Source organism: Legionella qingyii, from assembly GCF_003184185.1.
Map to the genome: position 1 here is coordinate 91,820 of NZ_QHJG01000016.1, position 22,158 is coordinate 113,977.

The window sequence follows — 22,158 nt, forward strand, 5'->3', positions numbered from 1 at the left end:
TTTAAGAAGTCATATATAGAGCCTGCCGTTACACTTTCCTCTAAACTTACTTATTTTATCTTCAATTCATCATTGTGAACCAAAGATGGTTCTTCATTTGTTAAAAGCGTTTGTAATTGCTCGATCTGTCTTATTTTCTCTTGCAATCGATCGGCAGAATTTGAAAATAAAAAAAGGAGAGACGTTTTATCTAAAGAAATTTTGTCCAACTCAGTATCAAGTTTTTTACGTGCTATTTCGAGCACTCCATAAAGATGAACATACATTTCTTTTTTATCAAGAAAAGAAGCATAGTCAATCTTTTGTGTGATATCAAAAAAGCCATTCTCTCTGACCCAGGTGCAGTGATCACAGACTTTTTTTAGACGTTCTATCTTTTCTTCTAAAGGCATTTCAAATTTGGTTAATTTTAATAAATATTTGACATCTGTTAGTAGTGCTTGAGCGACGGCTTGATTTTGTTTCCAACTTTCCTTTTTATATGGTGATGTTGAAACTTCATAGCTTCTGCAAATTCTTCTTAGATCACCTAAAATGCGTTCATCATTAAACGGTTTCTTTTTATTTAACCCTCCAATGGCCCAAAATAAAAGAAAACTATAGGCCTCTGTTCCTTCCAGTGCATCTGTATGAGGTAATTTCTGATGTAATCGAGGTTTTCTCAAATTAAGCAGAGTTTGATTGTAAAATTCATCATGCTCTCCTACTTGCACAGCAGTGAACAGATAGAGATGCCGCATACACGTTGAGAATTCAATTGGATTTATTCTAGTGCGGAACAAATCGAGAGGACATTGTTCTTCTTTAGGTTTTTGATAGTCATAAACATGTAAGAGCCTTAACAAGCTAAAGTCAATATGCATATATATATTCTCTATTTTTAATTCACGCAAAAAATAAAATGCAGAAAATAACAAAAATTGATGATCGTGGATTTAAATATTACAGATAGCTGCTCTTGAAAGCAACTATTTGAATTATGGGAATAAATAAGGCTATTTCACACATTTATTAATGCATTCCTTTGCGCATAGTTCAATAGTGATAATCCATTGCCCTTAAATTAACTTACCTTTCCAATTCGTTTTTTTTCTAATAACAAGTCCCGAAGCATATAAAACAATACCGGTAAGAATTAGAGATAATGTACGAATAATTGTTGGCGCTGATGATGCATCATAAAGTAATGCTTTGCCTGCAGCAAAAAATAAAACAATGAGTACCGATTTTGCAATCAGCACATCATTTCTCAGAGTTGAAACCCGTAATATAATAAGTACGTACGCAAGCCAGGAAGCAGATACAGCCAAGGTACTGTACTCGATGGTTAACTGGTAAAGACTCATAATTGCAAGGAGATGTGAGGCCGCCAGTAAAACGTAACAATATTCTTCTTTTTGAGCTAATTCCTTATAATTTTGGATTAATAAAAACCAAATACTGGCAAAAGCTGCCCCAGCTACTACAGACCAGGATAACTCATTACTACTAATTAAGTGGCTTAATATACTTAGATACTCAATCCCTAAGATAGCAGAAAGCGCCACAAATGGAATTAAAAAGCGAATACTCCATTGAATCAGTTTAATTTTTGCATGGAAATAGGCGTACCCAAAAACGATTACAGCAAAAAGCCATGGTTTTAAACTTAAGGGCAAAAGGCCAAGGTAAATCGAATGGAAACAAACAAGTGTTACAAAGGTCAGTAATACATTCCGGCTATTAAACCGACGCTCAGGGAACCATCTTTTAGCTGAGTAATAAAGTCCGACTAAAAGAGCTGCAGAAGCCAAGGAAACGCATGAAGCCAAAGTAGGGTCAATACGGCTGAGATAATAATATTCCATTGCATAGAAAATTAATAGTACAGGGAAAAGACTCCAAGATTCTTTCTCGGTGAGATGTTTTTTAGTCAACTGCGTATGAAATAGGGTGCCAATTGAGTAGATAAGAAAATTAATGACAAGTACTGTAGCAATTAACACATCTTGATGGAGTTTTAATCCCACTACCGCGGTTATTGATATTGCCAGATAAGCTGAAATCATGGTTAATGTGCGTGACTCCACCCAAATAGCAAGTGTTGCAAAATTCAACGAACAAATTGTGAAATAATACAAAGAAAATATAGCGTTATTTTCAACTCCAGCAACAAGAGGGGCGATGTATGCACCTAAGGCAGCAACGATCGCATAAATATCATGTTTAAATCGTAAATAAAACCAAATAGATACTCCTGAGATAATCGTTGATAGAGCGATGAGCGTTTGAAATGAAATAAGTAAATAATATTGAAATGCGGCAAAACAAGTTAAATAAAGTACAGTTGCTCCTGCTGCTGGTAAAAAGCAGGCATAAATTCTATCTGCACTGGAAATAATTATCCCACCTGTAAATAGGGCCATTCCAAATAATGTAGCCACTCCAAGTTGCTTTTCATGGGTCAGCCATCCAGATTCAATTGATAATTTAACAATAAAGCAAGCTGCTAGAATAAAGCAAACAGAAGCAACAAGCCCCAACCAATTACCTGACATGGGCTTCGGTATTGATTTGAGTTTACTTTTTTTACTTTTAATCGATTTAGATTGTTCTGAGGAGGCCGAAGTAATGCCATTAATTTTTTCAACTTTTGACACACGCGCTTCTAATGCGTGTAAGCATTGTTCAATATCAATCGTGTCCAAAGAAATACATCCTATATATAAAAAATAACTTGCGCAATTTTACATCATATTGCCCATTTGTTTCGAGCATTATTTTAGAATTAATGTAAAATTTTTTCTTTAATGGGATTTAGGGTTGTTGACAATTGCTTCATTAGGCTACGTTCCGCAATCCGGTAAAGGCTGCATTAAAAATAAGTACATTTTAGTGTGTCTCTTTGAGCTCGCGCATAAAGAGCGGGAAGTAGGCGGAATTAAATGAAATGTCAACAAACTCTAGATAATTCGAAAATAGTATAGGTAGGTTGGGTAAAATGCGGTGGAACTTGGCATCGATACAAAAAAATTGGGTGTCACTGCGTTTCACCTAGGCTAATGTAGTTATTATTTAAATTGTTTCTTCCAACACTAGGGGCGAATATTTTTTATTCAGCCATATGATACACTATTACGCATAGAGTTCTAAATCGTGATGAGGAGTAATGGTGAGATTACAAATTAAAGAAATTTTTTATCTGTTATCTGCTATGAAAGATGTTGCTACGGCTCATGGGAAACAGAGATTAACACCACTACAACAATCTTCCCTTAAAGCGGTATATTCACAGGTATTTGGCCATAAAGATGAACTGCAATTAACCCATCTAATTGACATGCCACTTTCTGGTTTTAGCCAAGTTTTTCCCGATGCGATAAAGGCAGAATATGTATTACGTTTTTTAGTGGTCACAGCCTTGATGGATAAGACAATTGATCGCGAAAAAATTCTAGCCGTTTTGGATTATGCAAAGGCCGCCAATATTTATCCCCATTATCTAAACCAATTAGAGAAAACTTTAGAAGGCGATTTTCAATGGCTTATTAAAGATATTATGCGTAAAAATCTTGAAAGTTTTGATATTTTTCCAAATATTCAGGATGAAAAAGATATTGAAAATTGGCTTTTCCCTTACCGTGGTGACAAAAAGAACCCACAACTTGCAGGCCGCTATGAGAGTCTTCGGCACTTACCTGAATCGAGTTTTGGTCATCATATTTGGATGCAATTTAAAACGAATAATTACAAATTCCCTGGTGAGGAGGATGGGGCTAATTATGAATTTATTATGCCTCATGACTCCATTCATGTTTTAAGCGAATATGATACAAGTCCCTATGGTGAGATTTTGGTTTCTGTTTTTACTTCAACAATGCTGGAAAAAAATTCGATTGATGGTCATGTTATTCCTGTTATTTATTCTTTTTACTTAGGTATCAAGATCAATGAACTTGCAGGGTCTGCTCAGGTAGAGATTGATCCTTATGAATTTTGGGATGCATGGTATCGAGGTTCGCAAATGCAAATAAATTTGTATTCTAAAGGATGGAATATCTGGGATGTAGCTGAAATCCCACTTACTGATTTACGAGAGCTTTATCATGTTTTACCTAAATCAAAAATGAATAAAAATCTATAAATTTCATTAGAATTACATGCAGCATGATGCTAAAGGGGTGAAACACCCCTTTGGATGCATTACTTTTTTATTCCTGCAATGATTACTTCCTCATCATCATTATCGTCATGAGCTTTGGCGATTTTCTTGGCAAATTTCTGATAAAACATGCTGCAAGGCATTTCTTCGACACCTCCCTTTTTATTGACATCAAAACGGGAACATCGAGTATCATCAATTTTTTCCACATAAATTTGGTGTCTATCCCTTTCTCCATCTTCACGGACTGTCGGATAAGTGATTAGTGCTTGATCATAATCTTTGAGCAAATCTTTTACTTTTTCCTCGCTTTCACTTTCACTTGCTTTAACCTGTTTTGTTTTGTAAGGAATATTATGATCTACGAATACCGCATGCAAACCGTCTTTTCCCTGTTGAATAAGTTCAACTTGGTGTCGCTTTTCTCTTATAGCTTCTTCATAAATATGTTTAGAGCTACCCTTCATAAAACTATCATCTCGAAGGCCTAATTTTTTCTCAAAATATAAGTTGACTACTGGAGAGCAAATGCCATTATCATCAAGGGATGCACCTACTTCATCCAGGATTTCATCTTGGGTTGTGAAGGCTTTTTCAGAAGAGGGGGGGTGGGGGCTCACGAGAGATGCAATAATCTTTTTTGATGAACTCGAGTCGCTTGATTCGGGGCTGTCCTCTTCGAGAGAACGATTTGCATCCAAACGAGTTGAAACGGCATTTTTTAACGCTGTGAATTGAGTTGAAGCAAAATTGACAACGAAATTAATTGGTGAAAACAATGAATTAGAACTTATTCGAGGCTCTGCTTTATTCATTTCATTACTGCTTAAGTTTGATGAGCGCTCATCATCGCCGTTGTTTGTTTCGTAAAAGTCAGGCGACCTTGCATACGTCCCCTGGAGTTTCTCCTCTATGTCATCATACTCTGTATCCAAATAATCACCCACAGGAATCCCTGATTGATTATCAGATTCTAATGTCAAAGGGGGACTAGCAATTGAGAGCGAGTTGTGAGCATCACTTACCAGATTTGGATCGCCAAATGCGTCTTCCATAGTCAATACCTCCTATGCTATTTACATCCATAGATGTCATTATGTTAACACAGTGAAAAATTATTACCACAAATGACGTCGTTCCAATTTGCTACTGGTGCGCACTCTAATATGGTTTTTATTATATTAAAGAAGCAATTTTTCGCTGTAGTTATAAATAGTGAAATCTAATGAAGGCTTAAGCAGCCTTCATTAGATGCTTATGATGCTAAATTTTTTTTACAGATGAAAGATCACTCGAACTTTCATCATTATTTTCACTCGTAGTTGTATTAACATCCTTTTTAAGAGCCTTATCAGAGCGTTCCTTGATTTTACTCATTAAATAGGCGGTACTAGGAGAATTAGTAACAAAACCAGGTTGTGAGGTGACACCACCATTAATTTGTTCTAAATCAAGAGCAAGTAGTTCAGCAATACCTTTTCCTGTATGAATTATTTTGCCCGCTTGATCATAAACATCATCGCCTTTTCCAAACTCATGAGCAATTTCAAATTCTTTTTTCGCATGAGAAACTGCTTCACTAGGTGGATGAATTTCCGAATTATATTCCTTTGCCGACTGTTGTTTTGCGTTTGCATGTTCCTTCAAGGATTTTCGAGCTCCGGGTAATAATGGTTTCCCATTTTTATCGAGAAAGACATTGACCCCGACCATTTCAGTATTCTCTGTACCGCCTGTTTTCTTATGAAGTTTCTCTCTGTCTTTATATCGAAACTCGTAGCTTTCGCATTCTTTGAGATCTGTATTCGCAGCGCCTTGAACCGTATCAACCACTGCTAATAAAATTTTATTGGTTGAACCAACCTCTTTTTGATGCTTCTGATAGTCTACTGTATCAAAATTATCATCTATTAGTGGTTTAGGAGTGATCTCATCTGGTGACGATTGTTGCTCAGTATCAGTAGTTGTATTATTCCTTCCAGTGAAGGAAGTAGAAATAATATTTGCAATAAACGTGAGAGGAGTTAATAGAAGTTTAGCTCCTGACCAAGCTTCACCACTCTTATCGGCACGGCTGCTTGAATTTGATGATGGACTATTGTCACTTTCAGAAACGCTGGGTGATTCATATTGACTCTGTGTATCTTGCTCTTTTCGATCATAATCTGTATCGAATTTATTATAATCTGTATCGAATTTATTATAATCTGTATCGAAATACTCTTCTATGGGGATTCCGCTAACTTCTGGGCTCACTGATGTGGTAGTTGTGGTATTGTTTTCTGCAGGAGATTCACTAATAATCGGACCAGACTCTTCTTTATTAACTTCTTGGATATCATCGCTGTCAATTGAAAAATCAAACCCCATATCACCTTCATATTTTGATTGCATAATTCTACCTCTTAACTGGACTTTTACGGATGTAATTAATATTTTAACTGAGCAACATTAAGGCACTATTAATATTAATTATTCATTCTAGTGTTTTTGAAACGCTCTCCGTCCTTCTTGCTACGCTAGGGATAAGGGGGGATGTGTTTATAAGGGGTGGTTGGTTTTTCATGAGTTTTGTATTTCTAGGCTCATTAAACAATATTTTGAAAAAGTAGAAATTTTGAAAGGATTAGTAGCTCTTCTCTGAGATTAACATCTCTACGCATTGTACGTATGTTAAATTCATTAGAGCATTTTTTTATAAGGGAATTAAAAAGTATAAAAGTTTATAAGTGTAATTTTTGTACTTAAATGGTAATCTACATGGAATAATAAAAGAGCATAATCTTATATTATTACTAAAATTTCTAAAGAATAGTCCAAGTAATGATCCCGCTTGCGTAGTAAGAAATAGAACTTTGATTGCCATACCAATACTGGGAAACAGGTAAAGAAATACCAACCTGAACAATTAGTTTTGGTGTAGAAAACCAGAGTGAAGGGGTCGCATAAATGATATTTCCCCCTGTATTAGGAACAACATTCGATGCCAATTTGGTTTTATCACTATACTCACCATTAAATTCAAGCAACCCTGAAAATATGTATTTCTTTTCTTCGCTTTTGATATTATGTCCTATTCCCAAATTATAATAATATTGTGTGCCTTCCTGAATTGAATCCTGTTTACTGATAAATAAAGCTCCTGGCGCAATAAAAATATACCAATCAATTAGAGTACGAGAATAAGTGGTTCCAATGAAATATGTCATCGCATTGAAACTAGTAGGAGAATTTTTTTTTGAAAATCCTGAAACACGCTTATCTGGATTCAGGCTTTTAGAAATTGTATATAAATTGCTGATAGGGAATGTAGGAGCGAGAATAATAGTGGCTTGATCTGAGTATTTTGAGTTATCGTGATTATAAAAAGCATATTCTAAATCCAGCGAAAGATCGCTTATACCAGATAGATTTTGATTATCATTTTTATATCTTAAAGCAACAGGTAGTGTGAGTAATAAAGAAACTGAATCTGTAATTCCATAAAGAAGGGAGGGTGTTGCATCTAAAATTTGCTGAGTTTGACTGTATAAATAGTTGGAATTAAATGAAACAATCAATTGATTCTTATCAATAATATTTTGACCAAATGAAAAAAATGGGCCTGGCTGTTGTGATGTTGCTAAAGAAAAATTACCTACAGTTGGAGGCTGGTTGGCTAAAGTAGGGAAAATAGCTGCTGATTTAGTTGCATAACTGATGAATAATAAAAATATCAATCTTCTGCATGAGCATCGAAGATTGGTTCGTTTTTGCATCCTTCGCTCCCTAATTAAGCTCCGCTCTATTTCTCTTCGTTATATTTCTCCAAGCATAATCCTATGCTTTGTAGAGAGCAAACATCATCCTATAGATACTAATACAGATCTGATAATGGGTATAACTATCTAACGTATCTTATCTTATGAGATAACAAATCATTCAGGACTTACGAAAAACCCCAATCTCTTTGTTAAAAAATGTTTTTACTTCGGTCATTTAGTCTATCTAAACTCCCTCATTAAAAACATTTTTTGCCTCGACCTTGAGATTTTTCGTAAGTCCTGTCATTGTCAATCAATGTTGATATTTAAACCAAATGACTATAAAATACCCATCAAAGTGAACAAATATTATACATAATCAATTTATGAAAATTTATTTAGTAGGTGGTGCGGTACGTGATAAATTACTTGGCTTTATCCCCAAAGATAACGATTGGGTTGTTGTAGGTGCAATTCCAGGTGATATGCTGACATTAGGTTATAAGCCAATACCTAATGGGCACGAGGCAAACAGTTATCCTGTCTTTTTACATCCAGATACTAATGAAGAGTATGCTCTTGCTCGATGCGAAAAACGAAAAGGACATGGGCATGGAGGTTTTGAGTTTGATATTTCACCTAATATCACTTTGATAGACGATTTAAAGCGACGAGACCTGACCATAAACGCCATGGCTATGTCATTTGAGGAAGGCAAACTGGGCGAATTGATTGATCCTTTCAGTGGTAAATCTGATTTGGAGAAACAAATATTGCGGCATGTATCACCTGCATTTGTTGACGATCCTCTTCGATTATTCAGGACCGCACGCCTTGCCGCTTGCTTAGGTTTTCAAGTAGCAAAAGAAACGATGATGCTTATGGAACAGATGGTTGCTGAAGGCAAAATCAGTGAATTAAGTACCGACCGAATCTGGAGTGAACTAGATCGAGCACTTATGGGAGGCCATCCGGAAAATTTCTTTGAGGTGATTAAGAAATGTGGGGCGGATTGTATTTTATTTCCCTATATGAACATATCAGACGCTAGCATTAAAGCCCTACAACGAGCAGCCGATCATAAAAGTTCCGCTCAGATACGTTTCGCAGTGTTAATGCATAATTTAACTCAAGAAGAGATAATTAAATTTTGCAAACAATTCAACGTACCCGGTCAATATCGTGATTTAGCCTTATTAACAAACCGACATTTGTCACAATTTCGACAACTCCATGAGCTGGATGCAAAAGGGGTATTTGACTTATTAGCAAACATGGGTGCGTTCCAAAATAAAGAACGTTTCAATGATTGCTTACATGTTTTTGAGCTATGCACGCAAAACGCGTCTTATGTAGAACAAGCACGCCATGCTTCTCAAGTGGCTCAATCTATTGATACTAAAGAACTCGCTTCAAAGTATTTGGGCCGTGAAATTTCAAAAAAAATAAAGATATGTCGTATTGAAGCAATCCAACAATGTCTCAATAGTTCGGAATTAAACGCCCGACCTTAAATGAAAAAAATCATCTTTAACAAGCTGCTTTATGATGTAGTTCTATAATATTTTGTAACTGCATATGGATGCTAAAGACTGATACAACCCATGTACTAAGTTTTGGAACTATTCCTTGCTACTTCCTTTATGAATCTTTTTTTACCAGGTTTGCTGGATGTTGACGTTGTCTTCTTTTTGTTAACAGAGACATGCCTTTGGGGTTTTGAACAACTATTGGTTTGGGGGACATTGTGCATGGGTTCAAAGTCTTCGATTTCAATACGGTTTAATTTGCGTTGAATTAGTTTTTCTATAGCATGTAATTGATTGACCTCATCAGCACTGACCAACGAGATGGCTAATCCTGAAGCTCCGGCGCGACCAGTTCGACCGATACGATGGACGTAGTCTTCAGCAACTTGAGGCAAATCAAAATTAACTACACAGGGTAATTGATCAATATCAATACCTCGAGCCGCAATATCTGTAGCTACTAAAATATGTAACTCTCCAGATTTAAATTCTGCTAAAGCTTTAGTGCGCTGTGATTGTGATTTATTGCCATGGATGGCGGCAGCATGAATTTGTGCTTCAGACAATTGCTTCACTAATTTATTTGCGCCATGCTTGGTCTTTGAAAATACCAAAGTTTGACCCCATTTGTTTTTATGGATCAAATGGCTTAGTAAAGCGGCTTTTCGGCTTTTATCAACTGGGTGCACTGTTTGTTTGATTTTTACTACCGTTGTGTTTCGAGGCGTAACATCAATTTCTACGGGATGCTTTAGTAACGTTTTGACAAGATTACGAATTTCATCAGAGAACGTTGCTGAAAACATAAGGTTTTGTCGGTTTCTGGGTAAGTGTTGAATAATTCGTTTCATATCATGAATGAATCCCATATCCAGCATTCTATCGGCTTCATCCAGGACCAAAGTGTCCACCTCATCGAATTGTATGGCCCGTTGTTGATGCAAGTCCAGCAAACGTCCGGGGGTGGCGACTAAAAGCTCAACACCAGAACGTAATTTCATCATTTGAGGATTAATTTTTACTCCACCAAAGACTACTGCTGAGCGAAGTGATAGGTGTCGCCCATATTGAAGGATGCTTTCATGTACTTGACTTGCTAGTTCACGAGTTGGGGTGAGAATGAGAACACGGGTTCTATTGCTTTTAGCTCGAGGTTGTGAACTGAGTTTTTGTAAGATTGGCAATACGAAACTTGCAGTTTTACCCGTTCCTGTTTGTGCCGAAGCAAGAACATCTTTGCCTGATAATACGTTCGGAATCGCTTGAGTTTGAATAGGAGATGGCTCCTTGTAATTTAATTCGTCAAGGGCTTGAAGTAATGGTTCAATTAAACCTAACGATTTAAAACTCATGCTGTTTTCCTTTGTTTATTTGGTATCAGTAAGGGAGAGATAAGATTGCTTACATTGTTCAAGATGATTAATTTGAGGGCAATTATATCACACAATTCAGAGAGTACGTTAGAATGTGCTTTAAATCAATAACAAATTGCAGCAAAAAAGCTGTATATAAAGTCGGTATTATCTGTTTTCAGCATCCTTTCTTAAATCAAAAAGACCAGATTACTACCCTGGTTTCACTTCATAGGTTATGGATTTGACTTGAGACAACTCTTCTTTCTCTGGGTTTTCTTTTTCTTCAGTTTGCTCAATCACGCGACTAACTATCTTCTCAATCTCTTTTTCCATCTCATCGTTATCAATGCTGCTCTTCGAATTATCGAAAAACAAAGGTACATTTTTATTTTTATATTCACTTGCATAAGCAGATACTTTGATGCCAGCAATGAATCGACGCTCTATAGTATCAACATGTAATACATAGTTATATCCTTTCACAAAGACAGACCTATCTAATTTTGCGGCCTTAACCATATCAATTATACTTTTTAGCAGACTGTCTTTAAGTTTAGGGTATTCTGATTCGTCTATCTTGATGTTATTAAAAAAACTGTAGATTTGTTTATTTGTTTTATATTCAGGATTTTTCTTACTGTATTTTTGACTCGCAAAGAAAATCTTTTGAAACGCTCCAAACTCATTTTTATCCATTAACTTCGCCCCCTTACCATCTCTTCTTAAATATCGATCAGAAGTATTCTCTTTGGGATTAGGGAACGGTATTTTTTTTCCATTTGGATATAGTGTTTTATGAAGTTTACTGACTTGATCATCTGATAATTTTAGCTGGAATCGATTTGTGATGCCCGTTTCTTTCTTGAGATATATAAGCGAATGTTCGTCACCTTTCTTGACCCAAATAAAAGCATGATCACAATTCATCTCTTCTAATACGGATTTACATTTTCCATCATCTGGCATGGAAGACATTAATACCAATCCACATGAGGGTAATGATGCTTTGGAGGTTCTATCAACCAATTTTTGGTTGATTAATTTCTCATCCTCGAGCACTAATGATTTTGCTGAGTTGCAAGTTAGAAGGGTTATCCTGTTTATGTTGGGATAAGATTTTAAAAGTTCAAAAATCTCCCTTTGATAAAGCCCTCCTATTTTCCTTTCACCATCAAAATATGGATCATGTGCCAACAAAACCAAATTAATTGTGGGATTCTTCTTCATCCTATCCAAGCAAGATCGAATACTATTGGAATCAACATGTATCGTTTTATTTAAACGTTTATCTGTATTAGCGTAAACAAGATAAGAGTCTCGGATTTCACCATCTGTCTCGAATGCATCTGGCTTTGTTACCACTACATGCTCACACTCATCAAGAATTTTATCGATAATATTTTGATATGAATTCTTTTCTGGAAATAAAGCAACCGACCTAAAATCTGCAGATAGAATTTTCTCTGGTGTCACTGCCTCAATGACTTTTTCCTTGAGCGTATCAGGAACGTACGCAAGTGCCATACTATCGTTACGAACCCACTCAATACAGACTTCCAGGAAAAGCTGGTTAGGCACTTGCCTTATGAGAGAAGGTTTTTTCTTTACTGCGGCGAGGCAAATTTGGGGTGTACACTTTTCCATAGGAAGTTTCATGAATAGACTCTCATCTAATCCTATCCCTAATCGCCATAATTCTTGAATATCAAACTGTTTCGGAAAAGATTTTAGCCCTAGTGCAAACCATTTATTTTTTAAAGCTGCGAGAATTTCCTCATCTTGCTGTTGAGCCTCTGACAGGTAAAAAAATGTACGCCAATTTACTTGAATTCCCTCAAGGAAAACAGCTTTGTAGCTTGGATCATTAGGAACCATGCCTATATTTTCCCAACTTTTTTTAACGGCGCTGAGGCAAACTTCCGGTGTTCGTAAATAGCGAGGAATATATGCTAATTCATCAACTTTATCTTGAACTACCAACATTATTTTAGGGGATATTTTTTCTGGACTTACCTCAAGGATATAATCAAATGATTTATCCAAGCATGCAATTATAATGTCATCATTCAATAGCTCATCAGGCACTTTGTAAATCGTCGACCAACTGATTTGAACTGCTGTCAGGCACAACTGCTGTTTCTGTTCATGGCTAAATTGTTCTTGATTTATAAATTCATCTAACTTATTAGGATCGCTTCTTAACAACGCACATGCGGCCTCATAACTCATATTCAAATATTCTTGGGGAGTGCTCATATTCGCCTCGAATAGATGTTGCGAAGTTTATTGAGTTGGAAATAATATACCCATAAGGGGTAAATATTAATCCTCTATAGCTAAGTATAGACAGAAGATAGGCATCGTGAAAATAAAAGGGGAGTCGCCTGTTGAAAAATAAGAAGATTACACCTCTTGAAAGCGCAATCTATTCACAAATTGTAAGATGTAATTTGGATATAGATTTTGAAATGGTTGACAAAAATGGCCAATAAACTTGTTTTTTAAAGGTTCTTTGATGATCTAACCCCGGTTGTTGCTGTTTTGGAAGAACTGCCAAGTGAATTCCCCTATGGAAGGCCTACTTCGAACCCTTTGTCCTTGTTCCGTCGAAGTAGGCGTAGGCCGTTTCACTAATTTGTTACCGTGCATAACTTATTTTGTCACGAACGAAGATGGTGAAGAAGAACTGGCTCTTAGCTCTCTACTTCCCGAAGAAGAGGATGCTGCTGGTGAATTTTCCCAAAAGAAATGTGGATTCGTATTCCGTCGAGATTCCATCACTTGCCTATCGGCATTTAAATTAATGGACCGTTCTGTAAATGCATTACATGCAGGAATTAACACCTGGTTATAATAATTTAATAGTTCTGGCACTTGTGTTTGTAATAGTAACAGTCCCGATTCATCGCCATATTTAGCCAGTATGTGCGGTACTCTAACGATTAACTCAGCATCCCAATTACTTGGCTGATAGGCGGTAAATGCGAGTGAAATTATCTTATCTATTGCTTTTAAATCAAGTCGTGAACAGGCCTCAGTAATTTGTCTATAGTTAACATCAATAGTATCGCATCTGTAGGGTTTACACTCATTTTTAAAAAGAATTTGTATCGCCAGGTGAACTATCTCATGTGCAATATTCCCTAACAATTCTTGCTGATCTAGTTTTGCCGCAATAAAAATACGTCCTTCTTCATAACAACATCTTCCTTCTGTTGAGCTGTATGAAGTCACATCTAAATCAACGGTATTTACTTGATTAAAATCAAAAATAATATCAATAGTCCCTTTATAATGTTCAATTACCGATAAGAACGGGGCGATGCCTGGACTATTAACGAGCTGCTCGTACATAAACCGGATGGTATTGAAGTAAATACTTTCTCTTTGCATTGTTCGCGAGCGCGATAAAAGATAATAAACTGAGGTATCACTTGGCTTGTTAAAATAGCGGACAAGCGCTTTGTTTAGTGCCGTTTTTTCGTGCTCATTTAAATCATTTATTCTTTGCTGTAAATTTTCAGACTCGCGACCTTTAAACCCCTTTGTTTTAAGATATGCATAGATCTTATATTGTTTGGATGATAAAGCAGTATCAAGTGCAGAGGTATTTTCAATGTTAAAACAATAACCAATTTGTTCCCCAGCAAAAGTACAATGCTCTATAGATCTCAAGTCACCTTGTTGTATCTGGTCATGGAGCAATTGGCGTTTAGCTGCAAATGCATTTAACGCTTTGCTGCTCTGAGCTTGTGACAAACTAAAATTATTTGGAAAGGGAAAATTGTGCTTAAGCAGATAAAGAACTAGGTCAAAATGTTGATTCTTCCAGGCGCTATCAATAGCTTCCTGCTGTAATTTGATGTCTTGACCGAGTGAAATATCGTATTGGAGAAAAAATTGTACTGCCTCCATCCGTCCTTTGCCTGCGGCGATTGTCAGAAGAGTTTGCCCTTGGATATTTTTGGAACGCAATAAAGGAAGCTTCTCTGATGAGAGATACGATTCCGAGGGACTTAGATCAAATAAAGCGTTCAAAACAGGAAGACTTGCTTGCTCTGCTGCGAGTTCTAATGGACTAACGTTGGCTGAATTAGTACGAGAAGGATCAAATCCTCGGTGCAGTAAAAATCGAGTGCTTAAAACATCATCGTATAGCACTGCATAATCCAATAGCCCCCAACTGTCATATTCTTGTTCTTCAATGATAGTCGCATCAGAAAGGTCTAAGGTTTCATCACAAAATTCACCAATTATTTTCTCATTTAAAGCTTGAAACAATAAAGGTAATCCAAAAGTCTCTTTTGCGCTTAATCTCTGTATAAATTGTTCTTCATTTAATGCCTCTTCATCGAAGGTTTGCTCATTACTTGCATATTCATCCTCATTCGTACAGAAAATATCAGAAGAGTTCGCTTTTTTAATCAGTGTGGTACATTCTCCTGAATGCCCCCAGCTAAAAATAAATGGTCTTTCAGGCATTCTTGCAATGAGTTTTTCTTTAACCACTTCCATATCCGGAGGATTTTCGTCTTCACCAACAAATACCTGAATGTAATATAGATTGGGGGCTGTTTGCAGCGCACGAAAAAAATAATCACTTTCAAGGAACGTACCGTCGAAAAATTCGCTATCTATGGTGAGTACGGATAGATCTTGATTATTTTCTATGAAGTCCCAGAGATGATTATGACTGGGGCATTCCTGGCTTATGGATAATTGCTTCACCCCTTTTTTTGCCGCTTGTCCCATATGGTAAAGAAATTTTTCAATTTGATACAGCCAGAGACCGTTCACATCCTCATGATAATAAGGATACCCTGTCTGTTCCGATATAACCATTATCTGGTTCTTGGAATCGTAACAGCTCTCAAGCATTTCGATTTGTTTCGTGATAAACTGATATTCCTCATCATCTTGCAACGAATTTGTACTACTTTCTTCTGACTCAGAGGTGGTCACGCCTTCTTCATCTTCTCGTAACGAATCAGTACTACTACTGTCTTCAGATTCTGAGGCTGACACATTGCTACTAGATGGTTCATCATCAGTTTCGTCAACGGAATTTAACAATCGAAATGAAGTTTCGATATCTTGCTTTCTTTGGAGCAAAAAAGCCTTATATTCATTAATAACTTGTGTTATTTCTCTAGACATGGGGAAGATACTCATAGACGTAATAAAATTGGATTAAAAAATTTTTAAAAAATGATGGTTATTCAATATTTGCGTACTATCACGAAAGTTGCGCCTGAATGCAAGTCATCTGCTTGAACTAGAGGAGAAATGGGGCAAAAAATAGCCGGTCGCCATGAAATCATGGGAGATGATACAGTTAGATGAACACTCTCACTTTATTGGCTAGACCCTTTGTTTGAACCCAACCCTTGAGGCCCAAAGTCTTTCATTAAGCGCTCTTCTTTTTTCATCTCAGAGAGTGAGTTATCGAAAAAGCCATAATTGCGACTTACCTGAAGTGATGTATCTTTCTGCTCCTCAGTTTCTGGAGTTGCTTCTGAGGCTTCTAATTTAATTTTGACCTCATTATCTTCTTCTATATCAACAATATTAACTTCGTCATCAGTATCATTATCTAAAATGGTTATGATCTCATTATCCAATTCATTTGCTAACTTTAAATATTCGTTACGATCTTGAATTTGTTCTATCCGTAGTTGCTCATAAAGTTCGTGAATCTTTTGATTCGTTTCTGCACTAAGGACTGACGGGTTATCAAACATAGAATGATATTTTTCAGGTAAAGAAAGTTTCTTATAAATAATAAATTGAGCGGTCTGCCGTAAGACGTCATTAAAAACTTCCGTTTGATTATTTTCCTGCAACAGATCTAAATAGCGAAGCATGAAATAAAGAGTTAAATTTGCTAAAGGAATAGATAAGGCAAGATTATCTCGTACAAGATCTCTTCCTTGGTCACAATAAATTTTCTTTAATGTAGGATCTAGGTCCACGAATTTAAGTCCATAATCCCATCCAGCATAAATTGAGGGATTTTCATCATCACTCAAAATTGTTTTTCTGCAATCAGATTTTCCACCAAGCATATGAGCAAGAAGCGTATCACCGTGCACAAAGAACACTTCATCGGGGAGCTGAATTGGTGCCAAGTGTAAAATTTTTTCTTTGGCTCCATTTTTTAATTGATCTGAAAGAAAATATCCGATTTGACACTGTGATTTATACAATTGAACGTCGCTTTGGAATCCTGCATAGAATCCCGCGGGCTTTTGAGCCGCACTTAAAATAATCGTATCATTCTCCTGTTGAAATTGATTGGCATAGTGTTGATGTAATTTAAAATCATATGCCAGATCAAATTGCTCAAATACATATTTTAAATTTTCAATTTGTTTGTCAAGAATAGCTTTTACAGCCGGAGAAAGGACCTCCTCCGGAAAAAGAGCTTCACGAACAACAATACTTGCCTCATTTATTGTAGCAAACTGTATTCCGACAATAAGCGGCATTTTTTGTGCCACTTGAAGAGCATCTGGCTTACCCATCTGCGAAAAATATTGATGTAATAAGTCATAATCTGCTTGAGACATAGAAATATAAGCATAGGCCATCTCTGATAATAATTTTGCCAGATCCTTTGCAGTTAAATTTTCAACCTGATCAACGCTTACTTTTTTAAGATAGACAACCTGTTTATTTTCTGACTTATGTTGTATCATTTCGATTAAATGGACTTCATTCCTATCTTGCAAATTAGCGGCTAAAGTTTGATGACCTTTATTGCGTGCATTAAACGCTAAAATTTTTGATTCAACTTTCTTAACTAAATCAAGCACCTCATTATTATCAGCAAACAAATCTTTTAAGAATTTGAGATGGGTGTCATCTAATGGAATTCTACTTACTCGATTTTTAAAATCATACTCTGGATATGCTTTAAGATCATGTATAAACGAACATCCATAAGTATCATATTTGGCAATGCAATCTAGCCTTTTATCTAAGTTTTTATGAGCATCTTCATTTCTTGAAATAATAGTCAAAAAAAAGGGCGGATTATCTTCTATATAAATCCGTTCACCTATCATATTTAAACTAATAAAATACATGCTTTTATCATGATTGCCTTGGGAAAAAACCTTCTCAGTATCACCTCCCTGTGATTCAGTCGAGGTGTTGAGTGATATTTGAGTTTCATCTTCTTCTTCAATATCACTCTCATATCGATATAAAGCACTACTCAAGGCCATTTGGTTATCAATACACCGCTCCTTCTCTAAATCAGGCAATAAAATTGATTTGAGAAATGCTTTGCTTTCCTCAAGTTCGAACGCTTGCTCTTCTTTACTATGTGCCATATAGATTCCAAAAAAGAATCAACTTGACTGAATTATAGCAAATAAATCAGCTGCGTAGTTCTGCCAAAAAAGAAGGCCTAGCAGTTAAAGTTGCATGTGATTTTTGCAAAAAACAACTTGAATAGCATCAAATGGCTAGACTCAAGGTGATGCAAAGTCTTACTGATGAAGTTAATTTAAGCGAACGATAAGAGATATTGCAGTAGTTTCTATGTCCTTTAAAAGGATAATTATTCTGCCAATTAAATATAAATCTTACCTAAGATAGCTATGAATTCATGGGATCGCCAAAATTCAAAGTTTGTGATGGGGAAGATTGTTCATCCCAAGATATTGGCTGCTTGTGGCCGCTATTTTAATTAACGTTTTCCTGTGATAGGTAAATATCAAAGAGCCAGCGAGAGTTTGCATAAACACGTGTTTCACTATCATCGCAAAGGGCGGGTAATCCGTCCATTTGTAACTGTCGCTAAAAGTAGAGGATTAGGCAACTAGTGCCAATTTTTGCTTTGGAGGAATCCCTCCAATAGCAGTATTAGGTCGTTCATTGTTATACGTCCATAGCCATTGTGTCGCATGTAGTTATTAGGTAGTCGTTGAATGACTCTTGCGCTTCATTTTTGGTTAACTCTCTATCAGCTTCCAGAAAGCGTTTGCATACTAACATGCCGTGATGATTGGTAAAACAGAGCAAATATTGCAGTATTTCATTCGGCAAAATACCAAAAGGATTTATAGAGTCGGAGGTTAACATTGTAGTTGTTTTCATTTAGTCCATTGTTCAGGAAGCGTTACTGTTTTAAGTGGAAAATACTACCATGATGAGTAATAATTGAGCATTCTTTGTCATGGTAGCAAGCGTAGGTACTGTCCTTAAAATCAAGCCAAATTTTCATTGAAAGCTTGCTCCTAAGGACGCCAAACTTTCATTAAAGTTTTTTGCAATAAGAGCAGGATAAAGTCTGGAAAAATCGTCTGTCCGCCCAACTAGCTAGCATTCAAATTGATCTAATAATTCAATCTGTTCATTAAGATTTATCATCAGATTTTGCCAATATACAGGCGTATTAAACCATGGAAAACTCAAAGGGAATGCGGGATCGGTCCAGCGTTTTGCGATCCATCCTGAATAATGCAGCATGCGTAGTGTACGCAATGCTTCGATTAAATGGCGTTCACGCGGGTTAAAATCATGAAATTTACAATAACCCTGTAAAATCTTCTCAAGTTGCAAATCCATTTGTTTTGGTTCACCTGAAAGTAACATCCAAATATCCTGTATCGCAGGGCCCATGAGACAATCGTCTAAGTCAACAATATGAGGACCTGATTCGCTCCATAACACATTTCCTGCATGACAATCGCCGTGCAAGCGTATTTGATCAATATCACCAATAGACTTAAATATCTGATTTACTTTCTGTAATGCTGTTTCAACTATTTTGCAAAAATTAGATGTTAAGTAATCAGGAATAATATTTTGTTCAATGAGAAGTTTGTAAGGATCATGGCCATAACTTTGGGGATTTAATTGGATGCGATGTTGAAATGACTGGCAGGCACTAACTCTATGTAAGCGCCCTATAAAGCGCCCCATCCATTCTAATTGTTCGCTATTATCCAATTCTAGTGCGTGGCCGCTGCGCCTGGGAAAGAGTGCGAATCTGAAATCATGATGATGGTGTAAGGTTCGGTCGTTTATAATTAGGGGGGCAATAATGGGAATTTCATGTTGTACTAATTCTAGTGAGAATTGATGTTCCTCTAAAATAGCTGCTGAACACCAGCGATTCGGTCTATAAAATTTAGCAATGAGGGGCTCTGCATTTTCAATTCCTATTTGATAAACGCGGTTTTCATAGCTATTGAGTGCGAGTAGGCTGCCTGTGCAAAGAACCCCCGTGCTTTCAATTGCATCCAAAATAGTATTGGGATCGAGTTGCGCATAGGGGGTTTGATTCTCGTGATTCAAGTGCGAATTCTCTGATGGATAAGTATAGGGATGTATTATACAGATTGTATTGCAGCAAGCGTAGGTCAACAGCTTAAGAGATTATCAAGAAATACTTTCTTCCCGTCAATTGGTGTATCAATGGGCTATGCGCTATTGATAGAAAACATGAGTCCATAAAACGATGGGTTTGTGGACTCCTCATATTGATGTTTAAAAATTTGTAATTCACTGCGAAAATCAGTTCGGAAACTCTGTACATCAATCAAAGTTCATTTTAATCTATTCTTTTAGCCTTTCTGAACCACAAGGAAAAATAATGAGAGTAGGGTATGCCAGAGTATCAACACATGAACAAAATTTAGACTTGCAACTTGACGAGCTTAAAAGGGCAGGATGTGAGCAAATCTTTACAGATAAAATAAGTGGTTCTATATCTGAACGACCGGGTTTAGAGAAAGTTGAAAACTTTCTTAGAGAGGGAGATGTTTTGGTCGTTTGGCGATTGGACAGGTTAGGGCGATCCCTCAAACATTTAATCTCTTATGTCAGTAAGCTAGAAGAAAAGGGAATCGGTTTTCATAGTGTTACCGAGGCTATTAATACAGAAACACCTTCAGGCAAGTTTATGTTTCATGTCTTTGGCGCGCTTTCGGAATTTGAACGTAACTTAATTAAGGAGCGTACTCTTGCTGGACTTGAGGCTGCAAGAGCAAGGGGTCGGCAAGGTGGCAGACCAGAAAAACTCAGTGGTGAGCAAAAAGAGCTGGTAAGAACACTGTATGCCAATAAAAAACACTCAATCCAATCTATATGTAAGATGGTTGGAGTAGGAAAGACTACACTATATAAATATATTAATCAGTAAAAATACTATGGTGTATATTTTATTACAAGGAGAGTATTTTGTTAAGGCAACACATGAAGGAGCAGCAAAAAATTCTTAGCGTACAAGCTGGTTCGGCTGGTTCATCTGGTCACCCTACTGTTAAAGGAGGTGCAAGAGAAAAATTTATTACTGAGTTTTTATCCAAACACTTAGGTAACTTAGTTTCAATTGGTCAGGGTGAAATTATTGATAGTGATTCAGTTCCAGGGGAACAAAGAAATCAGCATGATATAATAATTTATAAAAGCCATTATCCTAAAATTGAATATTCACAGGGCAATTATGCCTTTATGGCTGAGTCAGTTTTAGCTACCATTGAAGTTAAGTCAACTTTGTCATTTAAAAACTTAAAATCCTCAATGGATGTAGCGAGGAAAACAAAAAACTTAAAGAGAAATATAGCTAGGGGACTATCAGTTGGTTATGTTCCAAGCTCAATTTTGAATTTTCTGTTTGCATATAAATGTGAAGCAAAAATATCAACGGCCGCTGAGTGGATAAGTAGAGCATGTGAAGAGCTCAGCATTATTTATCCTAAATTGCCAAAATCTATTGAGGAAAGAATAAGAGTTAAAGGCCCTGCATTGGATGGAATATATATCCTAAATAAAGGAGTCCTATTTTATGATAACACGCCTGTTACCCTCACAAATGATAATGGAAGAAATTTTTACACAGATTATCCATGGTTGTTAGTAAGTGATATTGAAAATTCGCTTTTGTGGATGTTTTTGCACCTACAAACAGCAATAAATCATCTCGACTTCGAGAGTACAAATCTTTTACCATATATTAAAGATATAAAACCCATACATTCAAATTTATTTAATCCTAACGCTTAAATTTGAGTTATTTTTTCATGAATGGCAATTATTAGGAAGTCAATTAATCAAATACACATGGATTGGGCAAATTTTCCGTTGTCCCAAAACCACACATATTTAATATATGTACTACAGGATGTCGGAGGAAAAATGGAGGTTAATACAGTTCTTGCTGTATTGGGGGGCTTGGGTGTCGGTAGTTTATTGAATAGTTTGGTTGCCCACTTTACAAATCAAAGGTCGAAACAAAAAGAACGTAGATACGAAGAAAAAAAGGCCGCTTATATCGGACTGCTTACATCGTTACATGATGCTGCTGTATACCCTTTGCGTATTCCGGAGGACTTGATCACTAATTCCGTTAGTCATTTGATCACCGATTCCGGAGT

General features: G+C 36.4%; 15 protein-coding genes and 1 pseudogene. 5 read left to right on the plus strand and 11 right to left on the minus strand.

Annotated features, from left to right (window positions below):
- Positions 1-50: 50 nt before the first annotated feature.
- Together DGG96_RS11095 and DGG96_RS11100 are read right to left on the minus strand one after the other, a co-directional pair.
- A complete protein-coding gene (locus DGG96_RS11095; protein ID WP_110142724.1) occupies positions 51-863 on the minus strand; it encodes a hypothetical protein in 813 nt (270 codons plus the stop codon).
- Between the two features lie 195 nt (positions 864-1,058).
- Positions 1,059-2,687: a DUF2339 domain-containing protein gene (locus DGG96_RS11100; protein ID WP_110142725.1), complete on the minus strand. Its 1,629-nt coding sequence runs from the start codon at positions 2,685-2,687 to the stop codon at positions 1,059-1,061.
- A 461-nt stretch (positions 2,688-3,148) separates the two neighbouring features.
- On the opposite strand from DGG96_RS11100, the gene DGG96_RS11105 reads away from it, so the two are divergent.
- Complete coding sequence (locus DGG96_RS11105) at positions 3,149-4,123, plus strand: hypothetical protein (protein ID WP_233590575.1); 975 nt, start codon at positions 3,149-3,151, stop codon at positions 4,121-4,123.
- Positions 4,124-4,182: 59 nt separating this feature from the next.
- Here DGG96_RS11105 and DGG96_RS11110 read toward each other — a convergent pair whose 3' ends face one another.
- From DGG96_RS11110 to DGG96_RS11120, 3 genes are all read right to left on the minus strand, one after another.
- Positions 4,183-5,196, minus strand: coding sequence for a hypothetical protein (locus DGG96_RS11110; protein WP_110142727.1), 1,014 nt, complete (start codon positions 5,194-5,196; stop codon positions 4,183-4,185).
- Positions 5,197-5,404: 208 nt separating this feature from the next.
- On the minus strand, positions 5,405-6,535 hold the full coding sequence (locus DGG96_RS11115; RefSeq protein ID WP_110142728.1) for a hypothetical protein: 1,131 nt from the start codon (positions 6,533-6,535) through the stop codon (positions 5,405-5,407).
- A 410-nt stretch (positions 6,536-6,945) separates the two neighbouring features.
- The gene (locus tag DGG96_RS11120) at positions 6,946-7,899 is read right to left on the minus strand and encodes a hypothetical protein (RefSeq protein ID WP_110142729.1); all 954 of its coding nucleotides are present in this window, start codon (positions 7,897-7,899) and stop codon (positions 6,946-6,948) included.
- 371 nt (positions 7,900-8,270) lie between these two features.
- On the opposite strand from DGG96_RS11120, the gene DGG96_RS11125 reads away from it, so the two are divergent.
- Positions 8,271-9,398, plus strand: coding sequence for a tRNA nucleotidyltransferase/poly(A) polymerase-related protein (locus DGG96_RS11125; protein ID WP_110142730.1), 1,128 nt, complete (start codon positions 8,271-8,273; stop codon positions 9,396-9,398).
- Positions 9,399-9,493: 95 nt separating this feature from the next.
- Here DGG96_RS11125 and DGG96_RS11130 read toward each other — a convergent pair whose 3' ends face one another.
- The 6 genes from DGG96_RS11130 to DGG96_RS11155 form a co-directional block, all read right to left on the minus strand.
- Positions 9,494-10,765, minus strand: coding sequence for a DEAD/DEAH box helicase (locus DGG96_RS11130; RefSeq protein ID WP_110142731.1), 1,272 nt, complete (start codon positions 10,763-10,765; stop codon positions 9,494-9,496).
- Between the two features lie 213 nt (positions 10,766-10,978).
- Positions 10,979-13,024: a hypothetical protein gene (locus tag DGG96_RS11135; protein ID WP_110142732.1), complete on the minus strand. Its 2,046-nt coding sequence runs from the start codon at positions 13,022-13,024 to the stop codon at positions 10,979-10,981.
- 396 nt (positions 13,025-13,420) lie between these two features.
- Positions 13,421-15,925: an ankyrin repeat domain-containing protein gene (locus DGG96_RS11140; RefSeq protein ID WP_110142733.1), complete on the minus strand. Its 2,505-nt coding sequence runs from the start codon at positions 15,923-15,925 to the stop codon at positions 13,421-13,423.
- 197 nt (positions 15,926-16,122) lie between these two features.
- On the minus strand, positions 16,123-18,105 hold the full coding sequence (locus DGG96_RS11145; RefSeq protein ID WP_110142734.1) for a hypothetical protein: 1,983 nt from the start codon (positions 18,103-18,105) through the stop codon (positions 16,123-16,125).
- A gap of 550 nt (positions 18,106-18,655) precedes the next feature.
- Positions 18,656-18,874 (minus strand): F-box protein, encoded by a 219-nt coding sequence (locus DGG96_RS11150; RefSeq protein ID WP_126955525.1) that lies wholly within the window; start codon positions 18,872-18,874, stop codon positions 18,656-18,658.
- A 222-nt stretch (positions 18,875-19,096) separates the two neighbouring features.
- On the minus strand, positions 19,097-20,077 hold the full coding sequence (locus tag DGG96_RS11155; protein ID WP_110142736.1) for a serine/threonine protein kinase: 981 nt from the start codon (positions 20,075-20,077) through the stop codon (positions 19,097-19,099).
- 298 nt (positions 20,078-20,375) lie between these two features.
- Between DGG96_RS11155 and DGG96_RS11160 the strand changes: the two genes are divergently transcribed.
- The 3 genes and pseudogenes from DGG96_RS11160 to DGG96_RS11170 form a co-directional block, all read left to right on the plus strand.
- Positions 20,376-20,924: a recombinase family protein gene (locus DGG96_RS11160; RefSeq protein WP_110142737.1), complete on the plus strand. Its 549-nt coding sequence runs from the start codon at positions 20,376-20,378 to the stop codon at positions 20,922-20,924.
- Positions 20,925-20,977: 53 nt separating this feature from the next.
- Positions 20,978-21,787, plus strand: coding sequence for a DUF6602 domain-containing protein (locus DGG96_RS11165; RefSeq protein ID WP_110142738.1), 810 nt, complete (start codon positions 20,978-20,980; stop codon positions 21,785-21,787).
- A gap of 132 nt (positions 21,788-21,919) precedes the next feature.
- A pseudogene (locus tag DGG96_RS11170) lies at positions 21,920-22,158 on the plus strand (hypothetical protein); the annotation flags it as partial.